The organism is Mycobacterium szulgai (assembly GCF_002116635.1).
Lineage (GTDB): Bacteria > Actinomycetota > Actinomycetes > Mycobacteriales > Mycobacteriaceae > Mycobacterium > Mycobacterium szulgai.
This window is the reverse complement of record NZ_LQPW01000140.1, coordinates 13,580-37,070: the sequence shown is the minus strand read 5'-3', so window position 1 is coordinate 37,070 and position 23,491 is coordinate 13,580. Positions and strand designations below refer to the sequence as shown.

The window sequence follows — 23,491 nt, the reverse complement described above, 5'->3', positions numbered from 1 at the left end:
CGACGCCGTGCGCTACCGTCATGGTCGTGACCAAACCGGCGACGCAGCGACCGAAGTTGCCCAGCGTCGGGCGGCTTGGCTTGGTCGATGCCCAGGCCGAAGCCCGGCTGGCGCAACTGGGCTGGACCGAGCGCGACGACCAAGCCCATATCGACCTGCTGTGGTCGCTGTCGCGGGCCGCCGATGCCGATGCCGCGCTGCGCGCCATGGTCCGGCTGGCCGAGAACCCGGACACCGGATGGGACGAGCTGAACGCGGCCCTACTCAGCGAACGCAGTCTGCGCGGACGGCTGTTCGCCGTGCTGGGTGCATCGCTGGCGTTGGGGGACCACCTGGTGGCCAACCCGCAGTCGTGGAAGTTGTTGCGCGGCAAGGTGAATCTGCCCAGCGGCGATCAGCTGCGCCAGTCGTTCACCGACTGTATCGAGGAATCGGCGGAGGAGCCGAACTCGCTGCTGCACCGGTTGCGCGCCCGCTACCGCGACCACCTGCTGGTGCTGGCCGCACTCGACCTGGCCGCGACGGTCGAGGACGAGCCGGTGCTGCCGTTCACCACAGTCGCCGCGCAGCTGGCCGACACCGCGGACGCCGCCCTGATGGCGGCGCTGCGGGTGGCCGAAGACACCGTGTGTGGGGACCGTGCACGGCCGCGTCTAGCCGTCATCGCGATGGGCAAATGCGGTGCGCGAGAACTGAATTACGTCAGCGACGTCGACGTGATCTTCGTTGCCGAGCGCGCAGACGCACAGAGCATCCGTGTCGCCGGTGAGATGATGCGGGTGGCCTCGACCGCGTTCTTCGAGGTGGATGCCGCGCTGCGCCCGGAAGGCCGCAGTGGCGAGCTCGTCCGCACGCTGGAATCACACGTCGCCTACTACCAGCGCTGGGCAAAGACCTGGGAGTTCCAGGCGTTGCTGAAAGCCCGCCCGGCGGCCGGTGACCCGGAACTCGGTGAGCGCTACGTGGCGGCGCTCATGCCGATGGTCTGGACGGCATGCGAGCGGGAAGATTTCGTGGTCGAGGTGCAGGCGATGCGGCGCCGCGTCGAGCAGTTGGTGCCCGCCGAGGTTCGCGGCCGGGAACTCAAACTCGGTAGTGGCGGGCTGCGCGATGTCGAGTTCGCCGTGCAGCTGCTGCAGCTGGTACACGGCCGGCGCGACGAGTCCCTGCACGTGGCGTCGACGGTGGACGCGATGGCGGCGTTGAGCGAAGGCGGGTACATCGGACGCGAGGACGCGGCGAACCTGACCGCCTCCTACGAGTTCCTCCGGCTGCTCGAGCACCGGCTGCAGCTGCAACGGCTCAAACGCACACACCTGCTGCCCGAGCCGGACGACGAAGAGGCGGTGCGGTGGCTGGCGCGTGCCGCCCACATCCGGCCCGACGGCCGCCACGACGCGGCCGGGGTGTTGCGGGAGGAACTCAAGCACCAGAACGTGCGGGTGTCCCGGCTGCACGCCAAGCTCTTCTATCAGCCGCTGTTGGAATCGGTCGGGGCCGCCGGTCTGGAGATCGCCCATGGCATGACGTCGGAGGCCGCCGAACGCCAGCTGGCTGCCTTGGGCTACGTGGGTCCGCAGACCGCGCTGAAACACATGTCGGCGCTGGTCAATCAGAGCGGACGGCGCGGGCGGGTGCAGTCGGTGCTGCTGCCCAGGTTGCTGGACTGGATGTCATATGCGCCGGATCCCGACGGCGGGCTGCTGGCCTACCGGCGACTCAGCGAAAGCCTGGCCACTCAGAGCTGGTACCTGGCGACCCTGCGCGACCGGCCGGCGGTAGCCAGGCGGCTCATGCACGTGCTCGGTACCTCCGCGTATGTGCCGGACTTGTTGATGCGCGCACCGGAGGTAATCCAGATATACGGCGACGGGCCGTCGGGACCGAAGTTGCTCGAGACCGAACCCGAGGCGGTGGCCAGAGCGCTGATCGCCTCGGCCGGCCGTCACCCCGAGGCAGATCGCGCGATCGCAGCCGCGCGCACGCTGCGCCGTCGAGAACTGGCGCGCATCGGTTCGGCGGATTTGCTGGGACTGCTCGAGGTCACCGACGTCTGCCGCGCGCTCACCTCGGTGTGGGTGGCGGTACTGCAAGCTGCCCTGGATGCGGTGATCCGGAACAACCTTCCCGCAGACGGCCGGGCACCGGCGGCTATTTCGGTCATCGGCATGGGCCGGCTGGGTGGCGCCGAGCTGGGCTACGGGTCGGACGCCGACGTGATGTTCGTCTGCGAGCCGGCCGCCGGCGTGGATGACTCGCAGGCGGTGAAGTGGTCGACATCGATCGCCGAGCAGGTTCGAGCGCAGTTGGGAACACCCAGCGTCGACCCGCCGCTGGAGGTGGACGCCAATCTGCGTCCGGAGGGGCGCAACGGTCCGCTGGTGCGCACTCTGGCTTCGTATGCGGCCTATTACGAGAATTGGGCGCAGCCCTGGGAGATCCAGGCGCTGCTGCGTGCGCATGCGGTCGCCGGCGACGCGGAGCTGGGGCAGCGGTTCCTGCTGCTGGCCGACAAGACGCGCTACCCGCCGGGCGGCGTGTCGGCCGAGGCGGTGCGCGAGATTCGCCGTATCAAGGCACGTGTCGAGTCCGAGCGGTTGCCGCGTGGCGCCGACCCCAACACGCACACCAAGCTGGGTCGTGGCGGCCTGGCGGACATTGAATGGACCGTGCAGCTCATGCAGTTGCGCTACGCGCATGAGATCCCGGCTCTGCACAACACATCGACGCTGCAGTCTCTGGATGCGATCGCCGCCGCCGGCCTGGTGCCCGAGGACGAGGTGGAGCTGCTGCGCCAGGCCTGGCTGACCGCCACCCGAGCCCGCAACGCGCTGGTGCTGGTGCGCGGCCGACCCACCGACCAGCTGCCCGGGCCCGGGCGCCAGCTCAACGCGGTCGCGGTCGCGGCGGGCTGGCCAAACGATGACGGCGGTGAATTCCTGGACAACTATCTGCGGGTCACCCGGCGGGCAAAAGCGGTGGTGCGCAAGGTGTTCGGGACTTGAAATCGGAGAGGATGGTCGGGTTGGACGCCACGTTTGAGGTCCTGAACGACGACGAGCTGGAGCGGGTGACCGCCGTGTATGCCCCGCTGGCCGACGCTGTCCGGGAGCTCATCGACGCCACCATCTGGACCCTGGCCGAGGACGAGGTGATCGACGAAGCGCGCAGCGCAATAGAGGCGGTGACCCGGTCCCTGCGTCAACGGACCCGGCCCTTTCGAATGAGCTATGTCGTCGACGGCCGTCCGTTGCCACTGGGCAACGCGGCGATCGGTCTGTGCAATCCGGTTGCACCGCCGCTGGTCGTTCAGCACGAGGGCGGCGGGCGGTGCTGGAGTGAGTTCGTGCTGGGATCGGCCTACGAGGGTCCGCCCAGTCTGGTGCACGGCGGTGTCTCTGCCCTGGTCCTCGACCACATGCTCGGCGAGGCGGCCAGCCAGGGCATGACCAAACCGCTGTACACCGGAACCATCACGTTGAAGTATCTGCGCGGTACTCCACTGGGACCGCTGCGCTCCGAAGCCTGGATTGACCGCGTGGAGGGCGTGAAAGCCTTTGCGCGCGGCTTCATTTCGGACGATTCCGGGGTGACTGTGGAAGCCGAAGGGGTTTTCATCAAGCCCGCATGGGCCCGTGATGCCGAATGAAGTTCTACGTCAGCAGCGCCTTCCTCGACACCGTCGAGATCATCGAAATAGCCAAGGCCGCAGACGAACTCGGCTACGACGGCATCGGGATCCCGGACCACGTCGTCAATCTGGAGGCGCTGGACACCCCGTATCCGTACACCAAAGACGGGCAACGGCGGTGGCAGCCCTTCACCGACTGGCCCGATCCTTGGGTTCTCGTCGGGGCGCTCGCCCAAGTCACATCCCGGCTGCGGTTCGTCACCACGGTCTACATTCCCGCGATGCGCAATCCATATTCGGCGGCCAAAGCCATTGGTACCGCGGCAGTTCTGGCGTCGGGCCGGGTGGAGCTGGGCATCGGCGTCGGCTGGTGCCGCGAGGAGTTCGCGTTGATGGGCGAGCAATTCGAGGCCCGTGGCAAGCGCACCGACGAAATGCTCGCCTTGATGCGGGAGCTGTGGTCTGCGGGCTGGAGCGAATTCGACGGCGAGTTTTACCAGACACCGCGGCTCGAGATGCAGCCGACCCCGCCGCCGATACCGGTCTACGTAGGTGGGCTTAGTGAGGTCGCGTTGCGCCGCGCCGCCCGTCATGACGGCTGGATCGGGGATTTGATCAAGACCGATCGCGCCATCGAAGCGGTAGGGCGGCTGCGGGAGCTTCGCAGTGAAAACGGTCTATCGCTAGACGATTTCACGATTCTGACGCCTTTGACTGACGCCTTCACGGTGGCCGACTATCGGCGGGCCGAGGATGCCGGCATCACCGGCATCATCACCATGCCGTGGATGTTCTACGCCGGGCCGGAAGCCACCTTGGCCGAGAAGATCGACGGCATGGCGCGCTTCCGCAAAGACCTCGCGCTCGACGCGTAGTGGCGTACACAACACGCCGCGGGCTCGCTGGTTATCTCTGCGCGACGGGGAAGCTCGGAAAGAAACAACCCGCCTGGCGCGTGCGCCAGGCGGGTTGTCTGTATTCGGTGACTTAAACGTCGTAGTACAGCGCGAACTCGTACGGGTGCGGCCGGATGTTGACCGGCTCGATCTCGTTCTCGCGCTTGAAGCTGATCCACGTCTCGATCAGGTCGGACGTGAAAACGCCGCCCTCGGTGAGGTATTCGTGGTCGGCCTCGAGCCGGTCGATCACCGCGGCCAGCTGGGTGGGAGCCTGCGGAATATTCGCAGCCTCCTCCGGCGGCAGCTCGTAGAGGTCCTTGTCCACCGGTGCCTGCGGCTCGATCTTGTTCCGGATGCCGTCCAGGCCGGCCATCAGCATCGCCGAGAACGCCAGGTACGGGTTGCCCGACGAGTCAGGGCAACGGAACTCCAGCCGCTTGGCCTTCGGGTTGCTGCCGGTGATCGGGATACGCACACACGCCGAGCGGTTGCGCTGGCTGTACACCAGGTTGATCGGCGCCTCGTAGCCAGGTACCAGTCGCTTGTAGGAGTTCACCGTCGGGTTGGTGAACGCCAGCAAGGACGGCGCGTGGTGCAGCAGGCCGCCGATGTAGTGGCGCGCGGTGTCCGACAGACCGGCGTAGCCCGTCTCGTCGTACATCAGCGGGCTGCCGTCCTTCCACAGCGACTGGTGGGTGTGCATACCCGAGCCGTTGTCGCCGAACAGCGGCTTGGGCATGAACGTCACGGTCTTGCCGGCCTGCCACGCGGTGTTCTTGACGATGTACTTGTACAGCTGCATGTCGTCAGCGGCGTGCAGCAGCGTATTGAACTTGTAGTTGATCTCGGCCTGACCGCCGGTGCCCACCTCGTGGTGGCCCTTCTCCAGGCTGAAGCCGGCGTTGATCAGGTTGGTCAGCATGGTGTCGCGCAGGTCGACGTAGTGGTCGACCGGGGCCACCGGGAAGTAGCCGCCCTTGGGGCGCACCTTGTATCCGCGGTTGGGGCTGCCGTCTTCCTCGGTCGGCGAGCCGGTGTTCCACCACCCAGAGATCGCGTCCACCTCGTAGAACGAGCCGTTGGTGCGCGAGTCAAAGCTCACCGAGTCGAAGATGTAGAACTCGGCCTCGGCGCCGAAGTACGCGGTGTCGGCGATGCCGGTGCTGACCAAGTAGTTCTCCGCCTTGCGAGCCACGTTGCGCGGATCACGCGAGTACGGCTCGAGCGTGAACGGGTCATGCACGAAGAAGTTGAGGTTCAGCGTCTTGGCGGCACGGAACGGGTCGATCTTTGCGGTCACCGGGTCGGGAAGCAGCAACATGTCGGACTCGTGGATCGACTGGAACCCGCGAATCGACGAGCCGTCAAAGGCCAAGCCGTCTTCGAATACGCTCTCGTCGAAGAACGAAATCGGGATCGTGAAGTGCTGCATGGTGCCGGGCAGGTCACAGAACCGGACGTCGACAAATTCGACGTTCTCGTCCTTGGCGAGTTTGAAGACGTCGTCGGGCGTCTTATCCGTCACAGAGTGCTCCTTTACTTGGTGATTCGCGGCCGACGCTAGGGAGCGGTTGTTGCCCGTCAGTCAACCCCGTGTTGCGCAGACGTTACGTGACCACGACGCCCACAAGAGAAATCCGGGTGGCCCCGGGGCCCTATTGTGAAGCCATGGCCGACGAGATCGTATCTGGTGCGCTATGGCGGCTGCGCGGGCTGTGCCGATGACAGCGGAATCGCCTCCCGGATACCCCGGCGAAACGCTCGGCCTGCCGCGAACGGGACCGGGTTCACTGGCTCCGACGGGCCGCCGATTGGTCGCGTTACTGATCGACTGGCTGATCGCCTATGGCCTGGCCGCGCTGGGTTTAGCGGTAGGCGCCGGCTCCCAGGCGACCTTGTCGACCGCGGTGCTGGTCATCTGGCTGGTGCTGGGTGCGGTATCGGTGCGCCTGTTCGGTTTCACGCCGGGCCAGTTGGCGCTAGGTCTGACAGTGGCGTCGGTGGACGGGCGGCTTCCGGTGGGGATCGGCCGGCTGGTGGCCCGAGGGCTGTTGATTGCCCTGGTGGTGCCGCCGCTTTTCACCGATGCCGACGGGCGGGGCCTGCAGGACCGCATTACCGGCACGGCGGTGGTTAGGCGCTGAGAAGCGGGTTACTTGCGGCGCACAGTGCGCTGGACGCCGCGCATCTTGGCGTTGGTGGGCATCGGGCCCTTCGGCATGACTCCGGCGCCGGTACGTGAACCGAGCGCACCGAGTCGCGACTCCAGGGTGTCGATCTGCTTGACGCTGATGTTGGCCGGTAGGCGCGTCAGATGGCGTTCCAGCTTGGCCAGCGGAACCTCGCCGTCGCCGTTGCCGACGATGATGTCGTAGATCGGCACGTCGCCGACCAGGCGCGCGGTGCGCTTCTTCTCCTGGGCCAGCAGCGGTTTGACCCGGGCCGCCGAGCCCTCGGCGACAAAGATGACGCCGGGCCGGCCGATCACCCGATGCACGGCGTCGAAGTGGCCGGTGGCTGCCACCCCGGGGGCCACCCGCCACTTGCCGCGCATGTTATCGAGCGCCCAGGCGGCCGCGCCGGTTTGGCCTTCGGCTTTGCTGTAGACCGATTTCTGGGCCCGGCGGCCGAAGATGATGAACGCCACCAGCGCACCAAGGAGCACGCCCAGCGGGATCATCGTGATCATGGTCAACCCGCCCGACCACACCCCGACGCCCACCGACACGCCCACGATCAGCACGAAGGCGCCGATCATGTACGGCAGCAGCCGCTTGTCCTCCTTGCGCTGGATGTTGAAGGCCTGCCACAGCTGACTGCGGCGCTGCCGAGCGGCGGCCTTGCTGGCAGCCTTTGCCTGCTGCTTGGCGGCTTTGTTCTCGGCGGCATTACGGGGTTTCGCCATAGTTTTCAAGAATACGTACGGGTGCGAGCCTGCTGGTAAAGCCGTCCGGCCCGGTAAGACGATCGCACCAGCGGGCCGGCCAGAACTCCGGCGAAGCCCAGACCTTCGGCGTACTGCGCGTGCTCGACGAACTCCTCGGGCCGGACCCAGCGCTCAACCGGATGGTGGCGTGCCGATGGCCGCAGGTATTGGGTGATGGTGACGATGTCGCAGCCGGCCTTGTGCAGGTCGGCCAGCGCGGTGCGCACTTCCTCGGGGGTTTCACCCAGACCGAGGATGAGGTTGCTCTTGGAGACCAGACCGGACGCGCGCGCCGCGGTGATCACGTCCAGGCTGCGCTGATAGCTGAACGCGGGCCGGACTCTCTTGAAGATGCGCGGCACGGTTTCGACGTTGTGCGCCAACACTTCTGGACGGGCTTCGAAGACCTCCTGCAGCAGGCTGGGCTCGCCGCGGAAATCGGGGATCAGCAGTTCGACGCCGGTCTGGGGGTTGAGCGCTTTGATGGCGCGCACGGTTTCCGCATAGAGCCAGGCTCCGCCGTCGGGCAAATCGTCGCGGGCGACGCCGGTGACGGTGGCGTAGCGCAGTCCCATCGTCTGCACGCTCTCGGCGACCCGCCGCGGCTCGTCGCGATCCAGTTCAGCGGGCTTGCCCGTGTCGATCTGGCAGAAATCGCACCGGCGAGTGCATTGGTCGCCGCCGATCAGGAAGGTCGCCTCCCGGTCCTCCCAGCATTCGAAGATGTTGGGGCAACCGGCCTCTTCGCAGACCGTGTGCAAGCCCTCGCGGCGGACCAGGCTCTTGAGCTCGGTGTATTCGGGTCCCATCCGCACCCGCGTCTTGATCCACGGCGGTTTGCGCTCGATCGGGGTGGCAGCGTTGCGCACTTCGAGGCGCAGCAGTTTGCGTCCTTCGGGTGCGACAGTCACGAGGACCAGTTTAAGCCGAAGCTGCGCGCGTGGCGGGGTGAGCACGCACCGGCAGCGCACCATCCAGCGCCGCGCAGACCGCGTCGGCGACGGCCGGGCGGACTTCGTCGACGGTAACCCTGCGTCCCAGTTCGGCCGACAACGATGTCACCCCGGCGTCGGGGATGCCGCACGGCACGATCGTGGTGAACGCGCCCAAGTCACAATCGCAGTTGAGCGCAAACCCGTGCAGCGTGGTCGCGCGTGCGACCCGCACACCGATCGCGGCGATCTTGCGTGCGGGCCGGCCGGGCAGCCAGACACCGGAGCGCCCGTCGACGCGGCCAGCATCCAGGCCCAGTTCGGTGCACACCTGGATCAGCGATTCCTCTAGGCGCCGAACGTAATTGACCACGTCGAGAGGTTCGGCAAGCCCGATGATCGGATAGCCGACCAGTTGCCCTGGGCCGTGCCAGGTGATCTTGCCGCCGCGGTCGGTGTCTACGACAGGAGTGCCGTCCCGCGGGCGTTCGTGCGGCTCCGTACGCCGTCCGGCGGTGTAGACAGCGGGGTGTTCCAGCAGCAGCAGGACGTCGGGGCCGCCGGCGATGCGGGCATCGGCCAGCTCACGTTGCAACTGCCAGGCTTCCCGGTAGTCGACTGCTCCCAGCTGGCGCACCTCGATCGGGGCGGCGCCGGAGCGGATGGAAGCCGTCACACCCGCGAGGTTACTCGGCAACTGTCGAGGGTTGCGCCGTTAATCTGCCTCCAATGAACTTCATCGAAACCGTGGACGTGCTTGGCGCGGTCGTCGACGGCGTGGGCGTCGCCGTGATCATCGTCGGTGCGCTGGTCGCCGGCGCGCGCTTCCTCTGTCGTGTGCTGCGCAAGGCTGACGGAGCTTACCGAATGCTCCGCACAAATCTGGGTCGCTCGATTCTGATCGGACTGGAGTTCCTGGTCGCCGGCGACATCATCAAGACGATCGTCGTCACACCTGATGGCCGCAACGTCGCCGCATTAGCCGGCATTGTGGCAATCCGGACATTCCTGAGTGTCTCGCTCACCGTCGAGATGACTGGCCGGTGGCCCTGGCAGCGCGACCAGCCGTCTTAGCGTCCCGTAGATAGCAGCCGACTGCAGTCCACCGAACGCATTTCGGCCATGAGTGACAAATTCTGCTGTGGGTCAACCGGAGCGTCGATTATGTGCACCCCGCCAGCTCGTGCCGCGTGGTCGAGTATTTCGCGAAACTGGGCCGGGTGGGCCAGACGATGGCCGGTGGCGCCATAGCTGTGGGCGAAGGCCACGAAATCGGGGTTCGCGAAGTCCACGCCGTACCTGGGATAGCCATCGGCGGCTTGCTTCATCGCGATCATGCCCAGGCCGTTGTCGTTGAAGACCACGACGATGAGGTCAAGGCCGAGACGGACAGCGGTCTCGATGTCCTGGCTGTTCATCGCGAAACCGCCGTCGCCGGTGAGCACCACGACTTTGCGCTCAGGATGCACCAGTTTGGCGGCGATCGCCGCCGGCAGACTGATACCCATGGATCCGAGCGCGTGATCGATGAGCATGGTGTTGGGCCTGCGGGCATTGAAATTCCGGGTGGCCCACATCATATGAACGCCGTTATCCAGCGACAGGATGTCTTCGTCGGCCATGAAGTCGCGCAGAGTGGCGATCAGATGACCCTGCTTGGCGGGGAACGAGGTGTCCGAACTCGCGCGCTTGATGCTGTCCCGCATGGCTTTCGCGATTTCGCGGAAACCGTCATGATCCCAACCCGGGTTCTTGTCGAGTTGTTCGGTCAGGCGCTGCACAGCGTCGGCCATGTCACCGACAAGCTGTACCTGAGGGAAGTAGCTGTTATCGCCCAGCGCGGCGAACGGATTGAGGTGAATGACCGTGCGGCCGTCATCGACCTTCATGAACAGGGTGGGTTTTTCCATCACATCGTGGCCGACGTTGACGATCACGTCCGCCGCTTGGATGGCGCAGTTCGGATAGTCGCCGGGCAGGATCGAACATCCGAGGTAGTTCGGATGGTCCTCGTTGGCCACACCTTTGCCCATCATGGTTGTGACGAAGGGTATTTGAGTCTTCTCTATCAGTCCCCGTACGGCCGCGGCGACTTCGGGACGATTGGCGCGGGTGCCGCCGCCTACCATGATCAGGGGCCGCCTGGCCTTCCGGATCAGTTGTGCCGCAACGACGATGCTCGCCTGGGTCGTCACCGGGATGTCGCCCTGCCGGCACGGAACCGATGGACCAAGCTCGGTTTCACGTGCCACGTCGTCGGGCAATTCAAGATGCGCCGGGCCCTGACGTCCGCCTAGCGCCGACATCATTGCCTGCCGCAGCAGGGAACCGGCCATCTTGCCCGACGGTATGCTGGCGGCGAACTTGGTGATCGGTCGCATCACGTCGACGACGTCGACCAGCTGGTATTGGCCCATGGGATTGTCGTGCACGGCCTTTTGGCCGGTGATGACCAGCATCGGCATGGCCGCGAGGTACGCGTGAGCGACCGGAGTGGTCAGATTCATCGCGCCGGCGCCCAGCGTCGACATGGCAACAGCAAGCTTGCCTGTCAAGCGTCCATAGGCCGCAGCCGCGAAGCCCGCGGCCTGTTCGTGACGAAACAAGATGAATCTGATGCGCCCGTCGTTGCGCAGCGCCTCCATGAAATGCAGGTTCTCATCGCCCGGGATGCCGAAGACGTATTCGACACCTTCGGCGGCCAGCGCGCGGACCATCTGCTCGCTGGTGTTGGCCGGCGCGCTCATCGTTCGTTCCGACGTTTCTTGACCTGACCGGTGTTTCGCGCAACGTCGTGCTCGGGGTTGTCTTGGCGCGCCGTGACATCGCGGGTGCAACTGGCGACCCGGTAAAGGTTCAGTTCTTCCTGGTCTCGCACCGGGCCGTCGGCGGGAATGGCTGCTCTGCGGATGTATTCGACTATCCACGCGGGATCGATGGTTGTCCGGGAGGGGGCCCGGTCGGTCAATTGCATGATTCAGTCCGGCATGTTCTCGCGCATGTAGTCGATCGCCAGCTTCATTGCAGTCATCTTGATCTTGTTGCGCTCCATCATTTTTGCGTTGTGTTCTTTGATATTGATGGAGTAGGGGTTTTCCTGAAGCAGCTTTGCGGCGAATAGTAGGTTGAGCGCGGTCAGCTCGGCATTGCGGCGCACGTAGGGCGAGAGCTCGCCGCCCGCCTCGATATAGCTGGCTCCCGGCCCGGCATCGCCGACCCAATAGAGATCGGTATTGGGCGGCACTGTGACGCCGAAGTGCAGCAGGTTTGCGAAGGTATTTGCCACGCAATCATGACTGCCGTCTTCGTTGCCGGTAACCACGCAGCCGGCGACGGTGCCATAAAGCGGAAATTGCCCGGTGCGTTCGCACATTACTGTCTTCGTTGTGCCGTCGAGCCGCTCGATGACCCGCTGCATCACAGAGGAGCGCACTCCCATCCAGATCGGCATCGCGGGCACAATGATGTTGCAGCGCTTCACTTTTTCCAGAATCTGCGGCCATTCGTCGCCGTCGCCCTCGTCGTTTCCGATCCCGGGCGCCACGTTGTAGTCGACTACTCGGACTATCTCGGTTTCTATGTCCGGCTCATGGGCTTTGAGTCGTTCGATGAGCAGATTGCATAGCGCTTCGGTGTTGGAAACTGCCGGCCCTTTTTTCAGGGTGCAGTTCAGAAAGAGCGCGTAAAGCGGCCCTTCCTTTTTCATGTCATGGAAGATCGAGTACGCCACGCGTCTCTCCAGGTGTGTTGGTCGGCCGTCTTACCGGAAGCGAAGATTACACGACACGCCATGTAGTCGACGGGTATTTCGCCGACTAGTCGTGGTCGCGTCGAGCGGTTACGTAACTGAGCGCCTCGCCAATTGTGTTGTGGTGGAATTGAAAACCAGCCTGCTCCAAGGCCCCGGGAATGGCGCGCTGACCAGTGAGCAGACCTTCGTCGGCAAACTCGCCGAGCGCGGCGCGTACCGCGAATCCGGGCAGCGCCAATGGAGTCGGGCGGTTGAGTGCCCGGCCGAGCGCGGTGGTGAACTCGGCATTGGTGACCGGGGCGGGACCCGTCATGTTCACCGGCCCGGACAGCGTGGGGTGCGCGATGGCGAACAGCAGCGCGCGTACTTCGTCTTCGAGGCTGATCCACGACATGTACTGGCGGCCGTTGCCCAGCCGGGCCCCCAGGCCCACCGAGAACACCGGTCGCATCATCCGCAGCGCGCCACCCGCGGGGGCCAGCACCAGCCCGGTGCGGGCCAGGACGACACGGGTGCCGTCGTACTGGGCCGGCAGCGTCGCGGCTTCCCAGTCCACGCACAACTGCGCCAGGAAACCGCTTCCCGCAGAGTGGTTTTCGTCTACGACGCGGTCTCGGGTGTTGCCGTAATAGCCCACCGCACTGGCATTGATGAGGGTTCCGACGCCGGCATCGGCGACCGCGGCGGCGAGTACTTCGGTAGGCGCGATCCGACTGTCGCGCAAGCTCTGTTTGAACGCGCCGGACCACCGGCGCTGGCCGATGTTGACGCCGCACAGGTTGACGACGACGTCGACGTCGGTGAGTGCGTCGGGATCGAACTCACCGCTCTCGGGATTCCAGTGCAGTTCTTCGGAATTGGCCGGCGTTCGGCGCACGATGCGCAGCACCGGATGGTCGGCGGCGCGCAGAGCCGCGGTCAAAGCTGAGCCGATCATGCCAGACGAGCCTGCTATGGCGATAACGGCTTTGGCCACGTCGCGGAGCCCTTCCTAAGCCTTTTAAAGCCCTCTTAAAGCCCTAGATCGGCCTCGAAAGCTCCCTCTTCGAGTCGGTGCTTGACAGTGGTGAGGAAGCGTCCGGCATCTGCGCCGTCGATGAGCCGATGGTCGTAGGTCAGCGGGAGATAGCAGATCGACCGGACCCCGATCGACTCGTTGCCGACCTCATCGACAACCACCCGCGGCCGCTTGACGATGGCTCCGGTACCCAGCATCGCCGCCTGCGGCGGAACCAGGATCGGGGTATCGAACAAGGCGCCCTGGCTGCCGATGTTGGTGATGGTGAAGGTACCCCCGGACAACTCGTCGGGTTTCAGGTTGCCCGACCGGGCGCGCGCGGCGATATCGACTATCGCGCGGGCCAGGCCGGCCAGCGACAGGTCGCCGGCATTGTGGATGACGGGGGAGAGCAGACCCTGATCGGTGTCGACAGCGAAGCCGAGGTGCTCGGCGTCGTAGTAGGTGATCTCCTTGGTGTCCTCGTTGTAGCTGGCGTTGATGTTCGGGTGAGTCTTGAGGGCGTCGATCACCGCTCTGGCGATGAAAGGCAGGAAGGTCAGGTTGACTCCCTCGCGCTCGGCGAAGGCGTTCTTGGCCTTGGCCCGCAACGCCACGATCTTGGTCATGTCGACCTCGTGGGTCTGCGTGAGCTGGGCGGTGGCCTGCAGAGATTCCCGAGTCTTGTTAGCCGTGATCTGACGGATCCGGCTGGCCTTCTGCGTAGTGCCGCGCAAATGGGCCAGCGCCGGTGCCGGGGTGGGCGCCTTCGCCGCCGGCGCAGCCGCAGGAGCTTGGGCCGCCGGGGCCGACTTGGCGGGTTCCCTCTTTTGTTCGGCCCTTTGTTCGACGGCCGCCAGCACGTCCTGCTTGCGGATGCGACCGCCCACACCGGTGCCCTTGACTGCGGCGAGGTCGATGTTGTTCTCGCTGGCCAACTTTCGCACCAGCGGCGTCACATACGGGGAACCGTCGGATTCGGCGGCCGGCTCAGCAGGTGCCGGTTCGGCCTTGGGCTCAGGCGCCGGTTCCGGTTTGGGCTCGGGCTTTGGCTCGGCCTTCGGTTCCGGCTTGGATTCGGGCTCGGGCTTGGGCTCGGGCTTGGGTTCCGGCTTGGGTTCCGGTTTGGGTTCGGCTTTCGGAGCCGGTGCGGCGCCGCCCGATTCGGAACCGGAGCCGATCCGCGCCAGTTCACCGCCGACCTGGACGACGTCGTCCTCCTCGGCGGTGATGGTGACCAGAACGCCGGCCACCGGTGACGGGATTTCGGTGTCGACCTTGTCGGTGGACACCTCCACCAGCGGCTCGTCGACCTGGACCGAATCGCCTACCTTCTTCAGCCAGCGAGTCACCGTACCCTCGGTCACCGACTCACCCAGTTCGGGCATCAGCACGGGTTTGGTCTCGCCGCTGGGCGGAGGTTCGGATTTGGCTTGAGCCGGCGCCTCTTGGGGCTCCGGCTTTGCGTCTTCCTTGGGTGCGGGCTCGGGTTCCGGTTCGGGCGCGGCTTCCTGCGCGGGTTGCTCGGCCGCCTGGCCGTCACCTGCAGAGCCGTCCGCGGCGTCGCCGATGACGGCGAGCTCGCCGCCGACCTCGACCGTGTCGTCCTCCTGGGCGACGATCTTGGTCAGTACACCGGCGGCCGGCGATGGAATTTCGGTGTCGACCTTGTCGGTCGAGACTTCGACCAAAGGCTCGTCGATTTCGACCGTGTCGCCTTCCTGCTTGAGCCAGCGGGTGACGGTCCCTTCGGTGACGCTTTCACCAAGTGCCGGCATCTGGACTGAGAAGGCCATCTCTATTGACTCCTGGATCGTCGTCGGTCGGCACAGGTCGATCTCTGGCTTACCACACCGTCGCGAACCGGGTGCGGAACCCAACTAGATGTCGAAACTATCCTGTCACTGCGCCTTTGTCGGCGCACAGTCAGGGCCGGATGACTGTCGGGAGCCCTTGCTACGGTGTGGCGACCACAAGATAAGTGCAAGTCGCGGGTGGGCGGAGGTCCGATGTCGGCAACTAAACAGGCACCCCAGCAGTTCGTCGACAGCGCCGACGGCACTCGGATCGCGGTGTACGAGGAGGGCAATCCCGAGGGGCCGACAGTGGTGCTGGTGCACGGCTTTCCGGACTCGCACGTGTTGTGGGACGGTGTCGTTCCGCTGTTGGCACAGCGGTTCCGGATCATCCGCTACGACAACCGGGGGGTTGGGCTGTCGTCGGCGCCCAAGCCCGTTTCCGCCTACACCATGGCCCGTTTCGCCGATGATCTCGGCGCGGTCATCGGTGAGCTGAGCCCCGGTCAGCCGGTCCACGTGCTGGGGCACGACTGGGGTTCGGTCGGCGTATGGGAGTACCTGCACCGGCCCGGTGCCGGCGATAGGGTCGCCTCGTTCACGTCGGTGTCGGGCCCGAGTCAGGACCAGCTGGTCAACTATGTGTTGGGCGGTCTGCGACGGCCGTGGCGCCCGCGTACCTTCGCCCGGGCGATCAGCCAGGCCCTGCGGTTGAGCTACATGGTGCTGTTCTCGATACCTGTGCTGGCGCCGCTTGTCCTGCGGGTGATGCTGTCGAGCGCTGCCGCCAGACGCAAGATGGTCGACAACATCCCCGACGACCAGATCCATCATTCCGACAGACTGGCCAGCGATGCCGCCCACTCGGTCAAGACGTATCCCGCCAACTATTTCCGATCGTTCTCCGGCAACCGCAGGGTGCAGGTCGTCGATGTGCCGGTGCAGCTCATCGTCAACACCAGGGATCCATATGTGCGGCCCTACGGGTATGACGAGACCGCGCGCTGGGTGCCGCGGCTGTGGCGGCGCGATATCAGGGCCGGTCACTTCTCGCCGATGTCGCACCCGCAGGTGATGGCGGCCGCGTTGCACGACTTCGCCGACCTGGCCGAAGGCAAGCCGCCAGGCCGCGCCTTACTGCGTGCCCAGGTGGGCCGCCCACGCGAGAGCTTCGGCGACACGCTGGTGTCGGTCACCGGGGCAGGCAGCGGAATCGGCCGAGAGACCGCGCTGGCGTTTGCGCGCGAGGGTGCCGAGGTTGTCGTCAGCGATATCGATGAGGCCACTGTGAAGGAAACGGCCGCGCAAATCGCCGCGCGCGGCGGCATCGCGCATGCCTATGTGCTGGACGTATCGGATGCCGATGCGGTCGAGGCGTTTGCCGAGCGAGTCAGCGCCGAGCACGGCGTCCCCGACATAGTGGTCAACAACGCCGGCATCGGGCAGGCAGGAGCCTTCCTGGACACGCCCGCCGAGCAATTCGACCGCGTTCTGGACATCAACCTGGGCGGTGTGGTGAACGGTTGCCGGGCCTTCGGGCAGCGCCTGGTTGCACGGGGGACCGGCGGGCACATAGTCAACGTGTCGTCGATGGCCGCATACGCGCCGCTGCAATCGCTCAGCGCTTACTGCACGTCCAAGGCGGCGACGTACATGTTCTCGGACTGCCTGCGTGCCGAACTCGACGCCGCCGGCGTGGGGCTGACCACGATCTGCCCCGGGGTCATCAACACCAACATCATCCAAGCCACCCGCTTCGACGCGCGGATCGACAAGAGCGAGCAGGTCGATGACCGGCGCGGGCAGCTGGAGAAGATGTTCGGGTTGCGCAGCTACGGACCGGACAAGGTTGCCAATGCGATCGTCTCCGCGGTGAAGAAGAACAAGCCGATTCGCCCGGTCACCTTCGAGGCATATGCGCTGTACGGCCTTTCCAGGGTGCTGCCGCAGGCGCTGCGCAGTTCCGCCCGGATGCGGGTGATCTGACCTCAGACGCCCGTCGTTGCGCCTTCGTTGCGCCGGACCAGCAGCGCTCCCGCTATCCCGACGACCCCGATAACCGCCAACGGGATGGTCCACATGCGCCGGCCCGATATGGCCGACTCACATTGGGCAACGAAATCGGTGTGCGGGACGATCTGGTTGAGAATCGGGATGTTGGCCCCGTTCTGATCGTTGGCCGCCCTCGCCCCTGAAAGATCCGCCGCAATCCCGTTTCCGCAGGAAACGGAGCCGCCGTTGCTGTTGGACACCGTCACCGGCACTAAAAGCCCAATTACGCCGGCCACCAGGAGCACGGCGCTTACCGCGATGATCAACCGTCGTACAGTCACAATCCGGCCTTCCCGTGGGTTGTTTGTCGTGCGTTAAGTAGCCGCACCGCCCCGCGGCTAAACCTGAAAAGTTTGCCAGCGAATTGAACCGCCCAGTTTCGTAGTACTTCCCCGGCGGCTGGGTATCCCCCCGGAGATCGTGTTGGCTACCGGGAGGATTTGATGACAGCGACTCAAGAACTGGCCGCCATCCGCGAGGTGGAGGCGTCCCGCCAGGCCGTGTGGGATGTGCTGGCCAACGGCTGGACCTACTCGCAATGGGTGGTGGGCAACAGCCGGACCCGCGCCGTCGACTCGCAGTGGCCCGAGCCGGGGTCGGCCATCCGGCACTCGATCGGAGTGTGGCCGTTGGTGATAAACGACCAAACCGTCGTCGAGAGTTGCACCCCCGGAGAGGAATTGGTGCTGCACGCTGGACTCGGCTTGTTCGGCGCCGCACGGATAACGATGCGCCTGAGCGAAATCCCAGGTGGATGCCGAGTGGCGATGATCGAGGTGCCGGTGGAAGGGGCGATCGGCCTTATTCCCGACCGGTTGGCCCTGGTTGGCATCTACCCACGCAACCGTGAATGCCTGCTGCGCCTTGCGGCCATGGCCGAACGTTTCGAGCCCAGTCAGGTCCGGTAACTGTGGAAACGGCTGACGCGGTCGTGATCGGTGCCGGACATCACGGCCTGGTGGCGGCGTCGATGCTGGCCGATGCCGGCTGGGACGTGCTGGTGCTGGAAGCCCAGCCCGATGCGGGCGGTGCGGTGCGCAGCGCCGAAGTGACCCCCGGTTACGTCACCGATTTGTTCAGCTCCTTTTATCCGATGACCGTGGCCTCACCGGCAATGGCGGCGCTGCAGTTGGAGGACCACGGCCTGAAATGGTCGCATGCCCCTGCGGTGGTGGGGCATCCGCGCAGCGCAACCGATGATGACCCGCCCGTGCTCTACCGCGATCCGGCCCGTACCGCGGCGGAATTCGAGCGTCGCGATCATGCCGACGGTGAAAACTGGTGGCGCGTGGTCGCTTTGTGGAACAAGATCAAGTCGCCGCTGCTGGACGCGATGCTGTCGCCGTTTCCGCCGGTGCGGGCGACCATCCAGTTGCTCCGGCGGCTCGGCACCGCCGAGGCTGTTCGGCTTGCACATCTGCTGGTGCAGCCGGCCAACACCATGGTGGATCGGCTGTTCGTCGGTGAGGCACCACGAATGCTGTTGCTGGGCAACGCAATGCACGCCGACATCCCGCCGGATGCGCCGGGCAGCGGGGTAATGGGTTTCTTGATGACCATGCTCGGCCAGGACTGCGGCTGGCCGGTCCCGGTCGGCGGGTCCGGACAATTGACGGCAGCCCTGGTGAACCGCGCGTGCTCGGCCGGCGCCAAAATCGAATACCACCAAAACGTTTCCCGCATCCAGGTACGAGGCGGGCGCGCGGTCGCGGTGACGACGAGTGCGGGGCGGACGGTTCGTGCGCGCAGGGCGATCGTGGCCAACGTCACGGCGCCGCGACTGTTCTGCGACATGCTGCCCGCTGACGCGGTACCGCGTTCCCTGCGTGGCGAACTCGAGCACTATGTCTGGGATCCGCCGGTGGTGAAAGTCAACTATGCACTCGACGGGCCCATTCCCTGGCGATCGAATAGCTTGCACAGCGTCGGCACGGTACATCTCGGGGCCGACGCGGACGGGTTGGTCCGCTGGATGGCTGATCTCAATACCCGTGTCGTGCCTGAACATCCGTTCATGCTGCTGGGCCAGACCACCACAGCCGATTCGACCCGATCGCCGAAAGGGACCGAAAGTGTATGGGCCTACACGCATTTGCCGCGCAACATCGCTGACGACGCGGCGGCCGAGCGGCTGGCCAAATCGGTAGATCACGTCATCGAAGAACATGCGCCGGGTTTCGGTGCCCGGGTGATACACCGCTTCGTACAGCGCCCGTCGGACTTGGAAGCCAGTGATGCCAACTTGCATCTGGGTGCGCTCAACGGCGGAACCGCGCAACTGCAACAAATGCTGATCTTCCGCCCGGCCGCCGGCATGGGCCGAGCCGAGACTCCGGTCGAGCGGCTTTACCTGGGCAGCGCATCGGCGACCCCCGGAGGTTCGGTGCACGGTGCATGCGGACGCAACGCTGCCCAAGCCGCCCTGTCCGCCGACGGTGTGACCGGCTGGCCGCGCCGCACCATGCGCCGAGCGGTGACGTCGCTGCTGACCAAGTGAGGGCCGGCTAGCCGTTCTGGGCGATGTCCTCGAGCACCGCGAACATCGTCCGCGCCGGCACACCCGTGGCGCCCTTGGGGGTGTAACCCCACGCGCCGCCGGTGTTGTAGGCCGGTCCGGCCACGTCGATGTGCACCCACTGCACCGAATCGGCGACAAACTCCCGCAGGAATACCCCCGCCACCAGCATTCCGGCGTAGCGCTGCCCGCTCACGTTGGCCAAGTCGGCCACGGTCGACTTCAGGTCGTCCTTGAGTTCATCGGGCAGCGGCATCGGCCAACCGTTTTCGCCTACTCGCTGCGAGATGGTCGCGACCCGGTCGCGGAATGCTTCGCTGCCCATCACCCCGGGTATCCGCGCGCCCAGCGCCACCGTCTGCGCCCCGGTCAGGGTGGACGTCTCGATGAGGTAGTCCGGACCGTCCTCGCAGGCGCGAACGATCGCGTCGGCCAGGATCAGCCGGCCCTCGGCGTCGGTATTGAGAACTTCCACCGTGGTTCCGCCGTACTGCGTCAGGACGTCACCGGGGCGCTGTGCGGTCGCCGAGGGCATGTTCTCCGCCATTGGCACGGTGGCGATCACGTCGATGGGCAGCTCCAGCTGCGCGGCCAGCGTCACGGTCGCGATAACCGCGGCCGCCCCACCCATATCCGAGGTCATGTGGTGCATGGACGCCGCGGGCTTGATCGAAATCCCACCCGTATCGAACGTGATTCCCTTGCCCACCAACGCCACTCGCTTGGCCTTCTTCGCGCTCTTGGCCAGCCGCGACCCCCGATAGCTCAGCCGCACCAGCCGCGGCGGCCGCGACGAGCCCTGGCCCACCCCGATTACGCCGCCATAGCCCGCCTTGGCCAGTGCCTTTTCGTCGAGCACCTCAACTTCCAGGCCCACCGATTCGCCCAAAGCCATTGCACGCTTGGCGAATTCGGCCGGGAACAAGTGGCTCGGGGGAGTATTGACGAAATCGCGAGCGGTGCCGACGGCTGTCGCGACGGCCGCGCCGTGCGCACTCTGTTTCTTGGCGTCCTTGCCGTTCTGGGCCGTAGACAGCACCGTGATCTTGCTCAGCCCAGCGTCTTTGGGTGCGGTCTTGGCGCTGCGGAAGGCGCTGAACCGGTAGCTGCCCAGGATCAACCCCTCCACGGCGGCAGAGCAGACGTCTTCGCCGGGCAGCTCGCCCAGCGTGGTGATCACCGCTTCGGCGCTGCCCAGCGACCGCGCGGCCACCCCGGCAGCGCGACGGATCGTATCGGCGGGCCACTCGGGGCGGGCTTTGCCCAGGCCGATGGTCAGCACGCTGCCTACCGGCAGCGAGGACACCACCAATCGATGTACCTGTTCGCTGCTGCCGGTGGCGCCCAGCGCCCGCAGCCCGGCCTCGATTTCGGCCACCGCAGCCGCGGACAGAAACGGCTCGCCCGAAGCTAGGACTGCGCCGGGTCGGTCGTCATCGCCGGCCGATATGACGGGGACGAGCAAGACCGCCGATGCCGTACCACGTTTGGGTAGCGACGTGGCGACGTTGACAGCAGGGGATCGGTAGCCCGGTTCGTTGGTCACGGGCAACCACCCTAGTCACCGGGTAGGTGATTAGCTCGGCAGCGTCGTCTGCGCCGGGTTGCCGAGCAGTTCGAAGGCGGGAACTGGGGCGTCGAAACCCTTGAGTGTCAATGGGCCACGGGCGGCCGCGGGCCAATCCGGCAGTTGCTCATGCAGCGCTGCGTCGGTCAAGACCTGCCCCGGGGCCGCGGATGCCACCAAACGCGCGGCCAGGTTGACCGGGTTGCCGAAGTAATCGCCGTTGATGGCCAGCGCGGTGCCATAGGCAAGTCCGGCCCGCACCTGCAGCCCTTCCTCACGAGCCCGCGGATGGCTGACCAGATCCACCGCCGCTCGCGCGAGCCGCTCCGGAGACGAGCTCACCCACATCACCGCGTCGCCGATGAACTTCACCACCCTGCCGCCGTCGGCGTGCACGACGTCGGCGACGGTGGCGCCGAACTCGTTGAGCAGCGCCTGTAACTCCGTGGGCGTCAGTGCCTGGGTCAAAACGGTGAAGCTGGACAGATCGGCGAATCCCACGCCGCAGCGCACGCTGGCCGAGGCGTCGCGCACGACGTCCTCGAAGTGGGTCCGCGCGCTGGTCAGATGATGTCGGTGCACGATGTCGATCAGGGCCCCGATCCGGGGCACGAACTCCGCGACCGAGCGGTAGGCCTGCGCCGTTGCCAGCTCATCGCGGGTGTAGGTCATCTGGATGTCCGGGGTTCCGGCGCGGATCATCGTCGACTCGGCTTCGGCCAGCCGGGCCATGGCGGCGCCCAGAACGCGCAGCAGGCCGAACGCGCCGTCCTCGCCGACCACCGACTTGAGCGCCACCCACGTCGCCAGGGCGTCGACGTCGGCCTGGCTGAGCACCGGAACGTCGGGACCGGCGGCGGTCAGGCCCAGCAGCGCCCAGGCATGCGCAACGTCGTCGGCGGACAAGCCGAGTTGCTCCGCTGCCGACTGCAAGGTGTGGACCGGGCGTCCCGACCACTGCAGGACGTCACCTGCCAGCCCGAACAGCCGGCCTCGGCTTTCGGCCTCGGCCATCTCGTCGAGCGTGAAACCAAGGTCGTCCAGATACTTGATCAGATCGGATCGCTCGCGCGGGTTAGCGATTCCCGCTGCTTCCAGCGCTTCGAAGTCCAGTGGCGATCGCAAGGGCGGCGACGCCGGGCGCCGCGGGTCGCCACCATCGGCCAGTGGCGATCGCAAGGGCGGCGACGCCGGGCGCCGCGGGTCGCCACCATCGGCCAGGGAATCGGACATCTACCAAAGTGTGCCAGCCGCGGTACTCGATTAGGGTGGGACGCCGTGAGCGCTGCGCCAGAACTGTTACAGGGACCGCTGCAAGACCGCCACCGCGAACTGGGCGCAAGTTTCGCCGAATTCAGCGGCTGGTCGATGCCGGTGTCGTATGCCGGCACCGTCAGTGAGCACAACGCCACCCGAAATGCCGTCGGCCTGTTCGACGTCAGCCATCTCGGCAAGGCGCTGGTGAAAGGACCCGGTGCCGCGCAATTCGTCAACTCCGCACTGACCAACGACCTGACCCGCATCGGTGCGGGCAAGGCGCAATACACGTTGTGCTGCACGGATTCCGGCGGCGTCATCGACGACCTGATCGCCTATTACGTCGCCGACGACGAAATCTTCTTGGTGCCCAATGCCGCCAACACCGCAGCGGTCGTCGATGCGTTGCAGGCCGCCGCGCCGGACACTTTGACCATCACCAACCTGCACCGGTCCTATGCGGTGCTGGCGGTACAGGGGCCACGGTCGACCGACGTGCTTGGCGCGCTGGGACTGCCGACCGGCATGGACTACATGGGCTACGCCGACGCCACGTATTCGGGCGTGCCGGTGCGGGTCTGCCGCACCGGATACACCGGCGAGCACGGCTACGAACTGCTGCCGCCGTGGGAGTCCGCGGGCGTGGTGTTCGACGCCCTGGTGGCCGCGGTGACGGACGCCGGCGGTGAGCCCGCCGGTCTGGGCGCCCGCGACACCTTGCGCACCGAGATGGGCTATCCGCTGCACGGTCACGAACTTTCGCTCGACATCTCGCCCCTACAGGCCCGATGCGGTTGGGCGATCGGCTGGAAGAAGGCGGCATTCTTTGGCCGTGATGCGCTGCTGGCCGAGAAGGAAGCGGGGCCGCGGCGGCTGTTGCGGGGACTGCGCATGGTTGGTCGCGGTGTGCTGCGGCCCGGGTTGACGGTGCTCCAAGGCGAGCGCGCAATCGGCGTCACCACGTCCGGAACGTTTTCTCCGACATTGCAAGTGGGCATCGCGCTGGCGTTGATCGACACCGACGCGGAAGTGAATGACGGCCAGCGAATCACCGTCGACGTCCGCGGACGTGCCGTGGAGTGCGAAGTGGTGCGTCCGCCGTTCGTCGAGCTGAAAACGCGCTAGCGGCCGGCTCGCATGGCAAAAACCCGTTGGCGCACGGATATAG

Annotated in this window: 21 protein-coding genes; 9 read left to right on the top strand and 12 right to left on the bottom strand. The window is 65.9% G+C overall.

The window, feature by feature from the left end:
* The first annotated feature begins 20 nt into the window (after positions 1 to 20).
* From AWC27_RS20065 to AWC27_RS20055, 3 genes are read left to right on the top strand one after another with little or no spacing between them, the layout of a single operon-like run.
* Positions 21 to 3,005, top strand: a complete 2,985-nt coding sequence (locus AWC27_RS20065) for a bifunctional [glutamine synthetase] adenylyltransferase/[glutamine synthetase]-adenylyl-L-tyrosine phosphorylase (RefSeq protein ID WP_085672092.1) — start codon at positions 21 to 23, stop codon at positions 3,003 to 3,005.
* Between the two features lie 11 nt (positions 3,006 to 3,016).
* Positions 3,017 to 3,649 (top strand): PaaI family thioesterase, encoded by a 633-nt coding sequence (locus AWC27_RS20060; protein WP_085672091.1) that lies wholly within the window; start codon positions 3,017 to 3,019, stop codon positions 3,647 to 3,649.
* On the top strand, positions 3,646 to 4,506 hold the full coding sequence (locus AWC27_RS20055; RefSeq protein WP_085672090.1) for a TIGR03619 family F420-dependent LLM class oxidoreductase: 861 nt from the start codon (positions 3,646 to 3,648) through the stop codon (positions 4,504 to 4,506). Before AWC27_RS20060 ends, AWC27_RS20055 begins: the two co-directional genes overlap by 4 nt.
* A 112-nt stretch (positions 4,507 to 4,618) precedes the next feature.
* Here the strand turns inward: AWC27_RS20055 and glnA are convergent, their stop codons facing one another.
* Positions 4,619 to 6,055: a type I glutamate--ammonia ligase gene (gene glnA, locus AWC27_RS20050; RefSeq protein WP_083113519.1), complete on the bottom strand. Its 1,437-nt coding sequence runs from the start codon at positions 6,053 to 6,055 to the stop codon at positions 4,619 to 4,621.
* A 196-nt stretch (positions 6,056 to 6,251) separates the two neighbouring features.
* Here glnA and AWC27_RS20045 point away from each other — a divergent pair, with 196 nt between their 5' ends.
* A complete protein-coding gene (locus AWC27_RS20045) occupies positions 6,252 to 6,674 on the top strand; it encodes an RDD family protein (RefSeq protein WP_085672123.1) in 423 nt (140 codons plus the stop codon).
* A gap of 8 nt (positions 6,675 to 6,682) precedes the next feature.
* On the opposite strand, the gene AWC27_RS20040 is transcribed toward AWC27_RS20045, so the two are convergent.
* The 3 genes from AWC27_RS20040 to lipB are packed head-to-tail and all read right to left on the bottom strand — an operon-like array spanning position 6,683 to position 9,064.
* Positions 6,683 to 7,435 (bottom strand): DUF4191 domain-containing protein, encoded by a 753-nt coding sequence (locus AWC27_RS20040; protein WP_085672089.1) that lies wholly within the window; start codon positions 7,433 to 7,435, stop codon positions 6,683 to 6,685.
* A gap of 5 nt (positions 7,436 to 7,440) precedes the next feature.
* On the bottom strand, positions 7,441 to 8,367 hold the full coding sequence (gene lipA, locus AWC27_RS20035; RefSeq protein WP_085672088.1) for a lipoyl synthase: 927 nt from the start codon (positions 8,365 to 8,367) through the stop codon (positions 7,441 to 7,443).
* Positions 8,368 to 8,377: 10 nt separating this feature from the next.
* Positions 8,378 to 9,064 carry a lipoyl(octanoyl) transferase LipB gene (gene lipB / locus AWC27_RS20030; protein WP_085672087.1) on the bottom strand — a complete coding sequence of 229 codons (687 nt, stop codon included), beginning with the start codon at positions 9,062 to 9,064 and terminating at the stop codon, positions 8,378 to 8,380.
* A 53-nt stretch (positions 9,065 to 9,117) separates the two neighbouring features.
* On the opposite strand from lipB, the gene AWC27_RS20025 reads away from it, so the two are divergent.
* Positions 9,118 to 9,462, top strand: coding sequence for a DUF1622 domain-containing protein (locus AWC27_RS20025; RefSeq protein ID WP_085672086.1), 345 nt, complete (start codon positions 9,118 to 9,120; stop codon positions 9,460 to 9,462).
* Here AWC27_RS20025 and AWC27_RS20020 read toward each other — a convergent pair.
* The 5 genes from AWC27_RS20020 to sucB all read right to left on the bottom strand — a co-directional run bounded on the left by AWC27_RS20020 (position 9,459) and on the right by sucB (position 14,932).
* Positions 9,459 to 11,135, bottom strand: coding sequence for an acetolactate synthase large subunit (locus tag AWC27_RS20020; protein WP_085672085.1), 1,677 nt, complete (start codon positions 11,133 to 11,135; stop codon positions 9,459 to 9,461). The genes AWC27_RS20025 and AWC27_RS20020 overlap by 4 nt on opposite strands.
* Positions 11,132 to 11,362: a hypothetical protein gene (locus tag AWC27_RS20015; RefSeq protein WP_085672084.1), complete on the bottom strand. Its 231-nt coding sequence runs from the start codon at positions 11,360 to 11,362 to the stop codon at positions 11,132 to 11,134. The genes AWC27_RS20020 and AWC27_RS20015 overlap by 4 nt, the downstream gene beginning before the upstream one ends.
* Before the next feature lie 3 nt (positions 11,363 to 11,365).
* The gene (locus AWC27_RS20010) at positions 11,366 to 12,118 is read right to left on the bottom strand and encodes a flavodoxin family protein (protein ID WP_085672083.1); all 753 of its coding nucleotides are present in this window, start codon (positions 12,116 to 12,118) and stop codon (positions 11,366 to 11,368) included.
* A gap of 85 nt (positions 12,119 to 12,203) precedes the next feature.
* Positions 12,204 to 13,115, bottom strand: a complete 912-nt coding sequence (locus AWC27_RS20005; RefSeq protein ID WP_085672082.1) for a TIGR01777 family oxidoreductase — start codon at positions 13,113 to 13,115, stop codon at positions 12,204 to 12,206.
* A 35-nt stretch (positions 13,116 to 13,150) separates the two neighbouring features.
* Positions 13,151 to 14,932 (bottom strand): 2-oxoglutarate dehydrogenase, E2 component, dihydrolipoamide succinyltransferase, encoded by a 1,782-nt coding sequence (gene sucB / locus AWC27_RS20000; protein ID WP_085672081.1) that lies wholly within the window; start codon positions 14,930 to 14,932, stop codon positions 13,151 to 13,153.
* 213 nt (positions 14,933 to 15,145) lie between these two features.
* On the opposite strand from sucB, the gene AWC27_RS19995 reads away from it, so the two are divergent.
* Complete coding sequence (locus AWC27_RS19995; protein WP_085672080.1) at positions 15,146 to 16,918, top strand: SDR family oxidoreductase; 1,773 nt, start codon at positions 15,146 to 15,148, stop codon at positions 16,916 to 16,918.
* Positions 16,919 to 16,920: 2 nt separating this feature from the next.
* Here AWC27_RS19995 and AWC27_RS19990 read toward each other — a convergent pair whose 3' ends face one another.
* Complete coding sequence (locus AWC27_RS19990; protein ID WP_085672079.1) at positions 16,921 to 17,265, bottom strand: aminopeptidase; 345 nt, start codon at positions 17,263 to 17,265, stop codon at positions 16,921 to 16,923.
* Positions 17,266 to 17,427: 162 nt separating this feature from the next.
* Here AWC27_RS19990 and AWC27_RS19985 point away from each other — a divergent pair, with 162 nt between their 5' ends.
* Both AWC27_RS19985 and AWC27_RS19980 read left to right on the top strand, forming a co-directional pair.
* Positions 17,428 to 17,892 carry an SRPBCC family protein gene (locus tag AWC27_RS19985; protein ID WP_085672078.1) on the top strand — a complete coding sequence of 155 codons (465 nt, stop codon included), beginning with the start codon at positions 17,428 to 17,430 and terminating at the stop codon, positions 17,890 to 17,892.
* The gene (locus AWC27_RS19980; protein ID WP_085672077.1) at positions 17,835 to 19,481 is read left to right on the top strand and encodes a phytoene desaturase family protein; all 1,647 of its coding nucleotides are present in this window, start codon (positions 17,835 to 17,837) and stop codon (positions 19,479 to 19,481) included. The genes AWC27_RS19985 and AWC27_RS19980 overlap by 58 nt, the downstream gene beginning before the upstream one ends.
* Before the next feature lie 7 nt (positions 19,482 to 19,488).
* On the opposite strand, the gene AWC27_RS19975 is transcribed toward AWC27_RS19980, so the two are convergent.
* On the bottom strand, positions 19,489 to 21,045 hold the full coding sequence (locus tag AWC27_RS19975; protein ID WP_085672076.1) for a leucyl aminopeptidase: 1,557 nt from the start codon (positions 21,043 to 21,045) through the stop codon (positions 19,489 to 19,491).
* Between the two features lie 30 nt (positions 21,046 to 21,075).
* On the bottom strand, positions 21,076 to 22,191 hold the full coding sequence (locus AWC27_RS19970) for an adenylate/guanylate cyclase domain-containing protein (protein WP_139837109.1): 1,116 nt from the start codon (positions 22,189 to 22,191) through the stop codon (positions 21,076 to 21,078).
* A gap of 153 nt (positions 22,192 to 22,344) precedes the next feature.
* Here AWC27_RS19970 and gcvT point away from each other — a divergent pair, with 153 nt between their 5' ends.
* Positions 22,345 to 23,448 (top strand): glycine cleavage system aminomethyltransferase GcvT, encoded by a 1,104-nt coding sequence (gcvT, locus tag AWC27_RS19965; RefSeq protein ID WP_085672074.1) that lies wholly within the window; start codon positions 22,345 to 22,347, stop codon positions 23,446 to 23,448.
* The last annotated feature ends 43 nt before the right edge of the window (positions 23,449 to 23,491 follow it).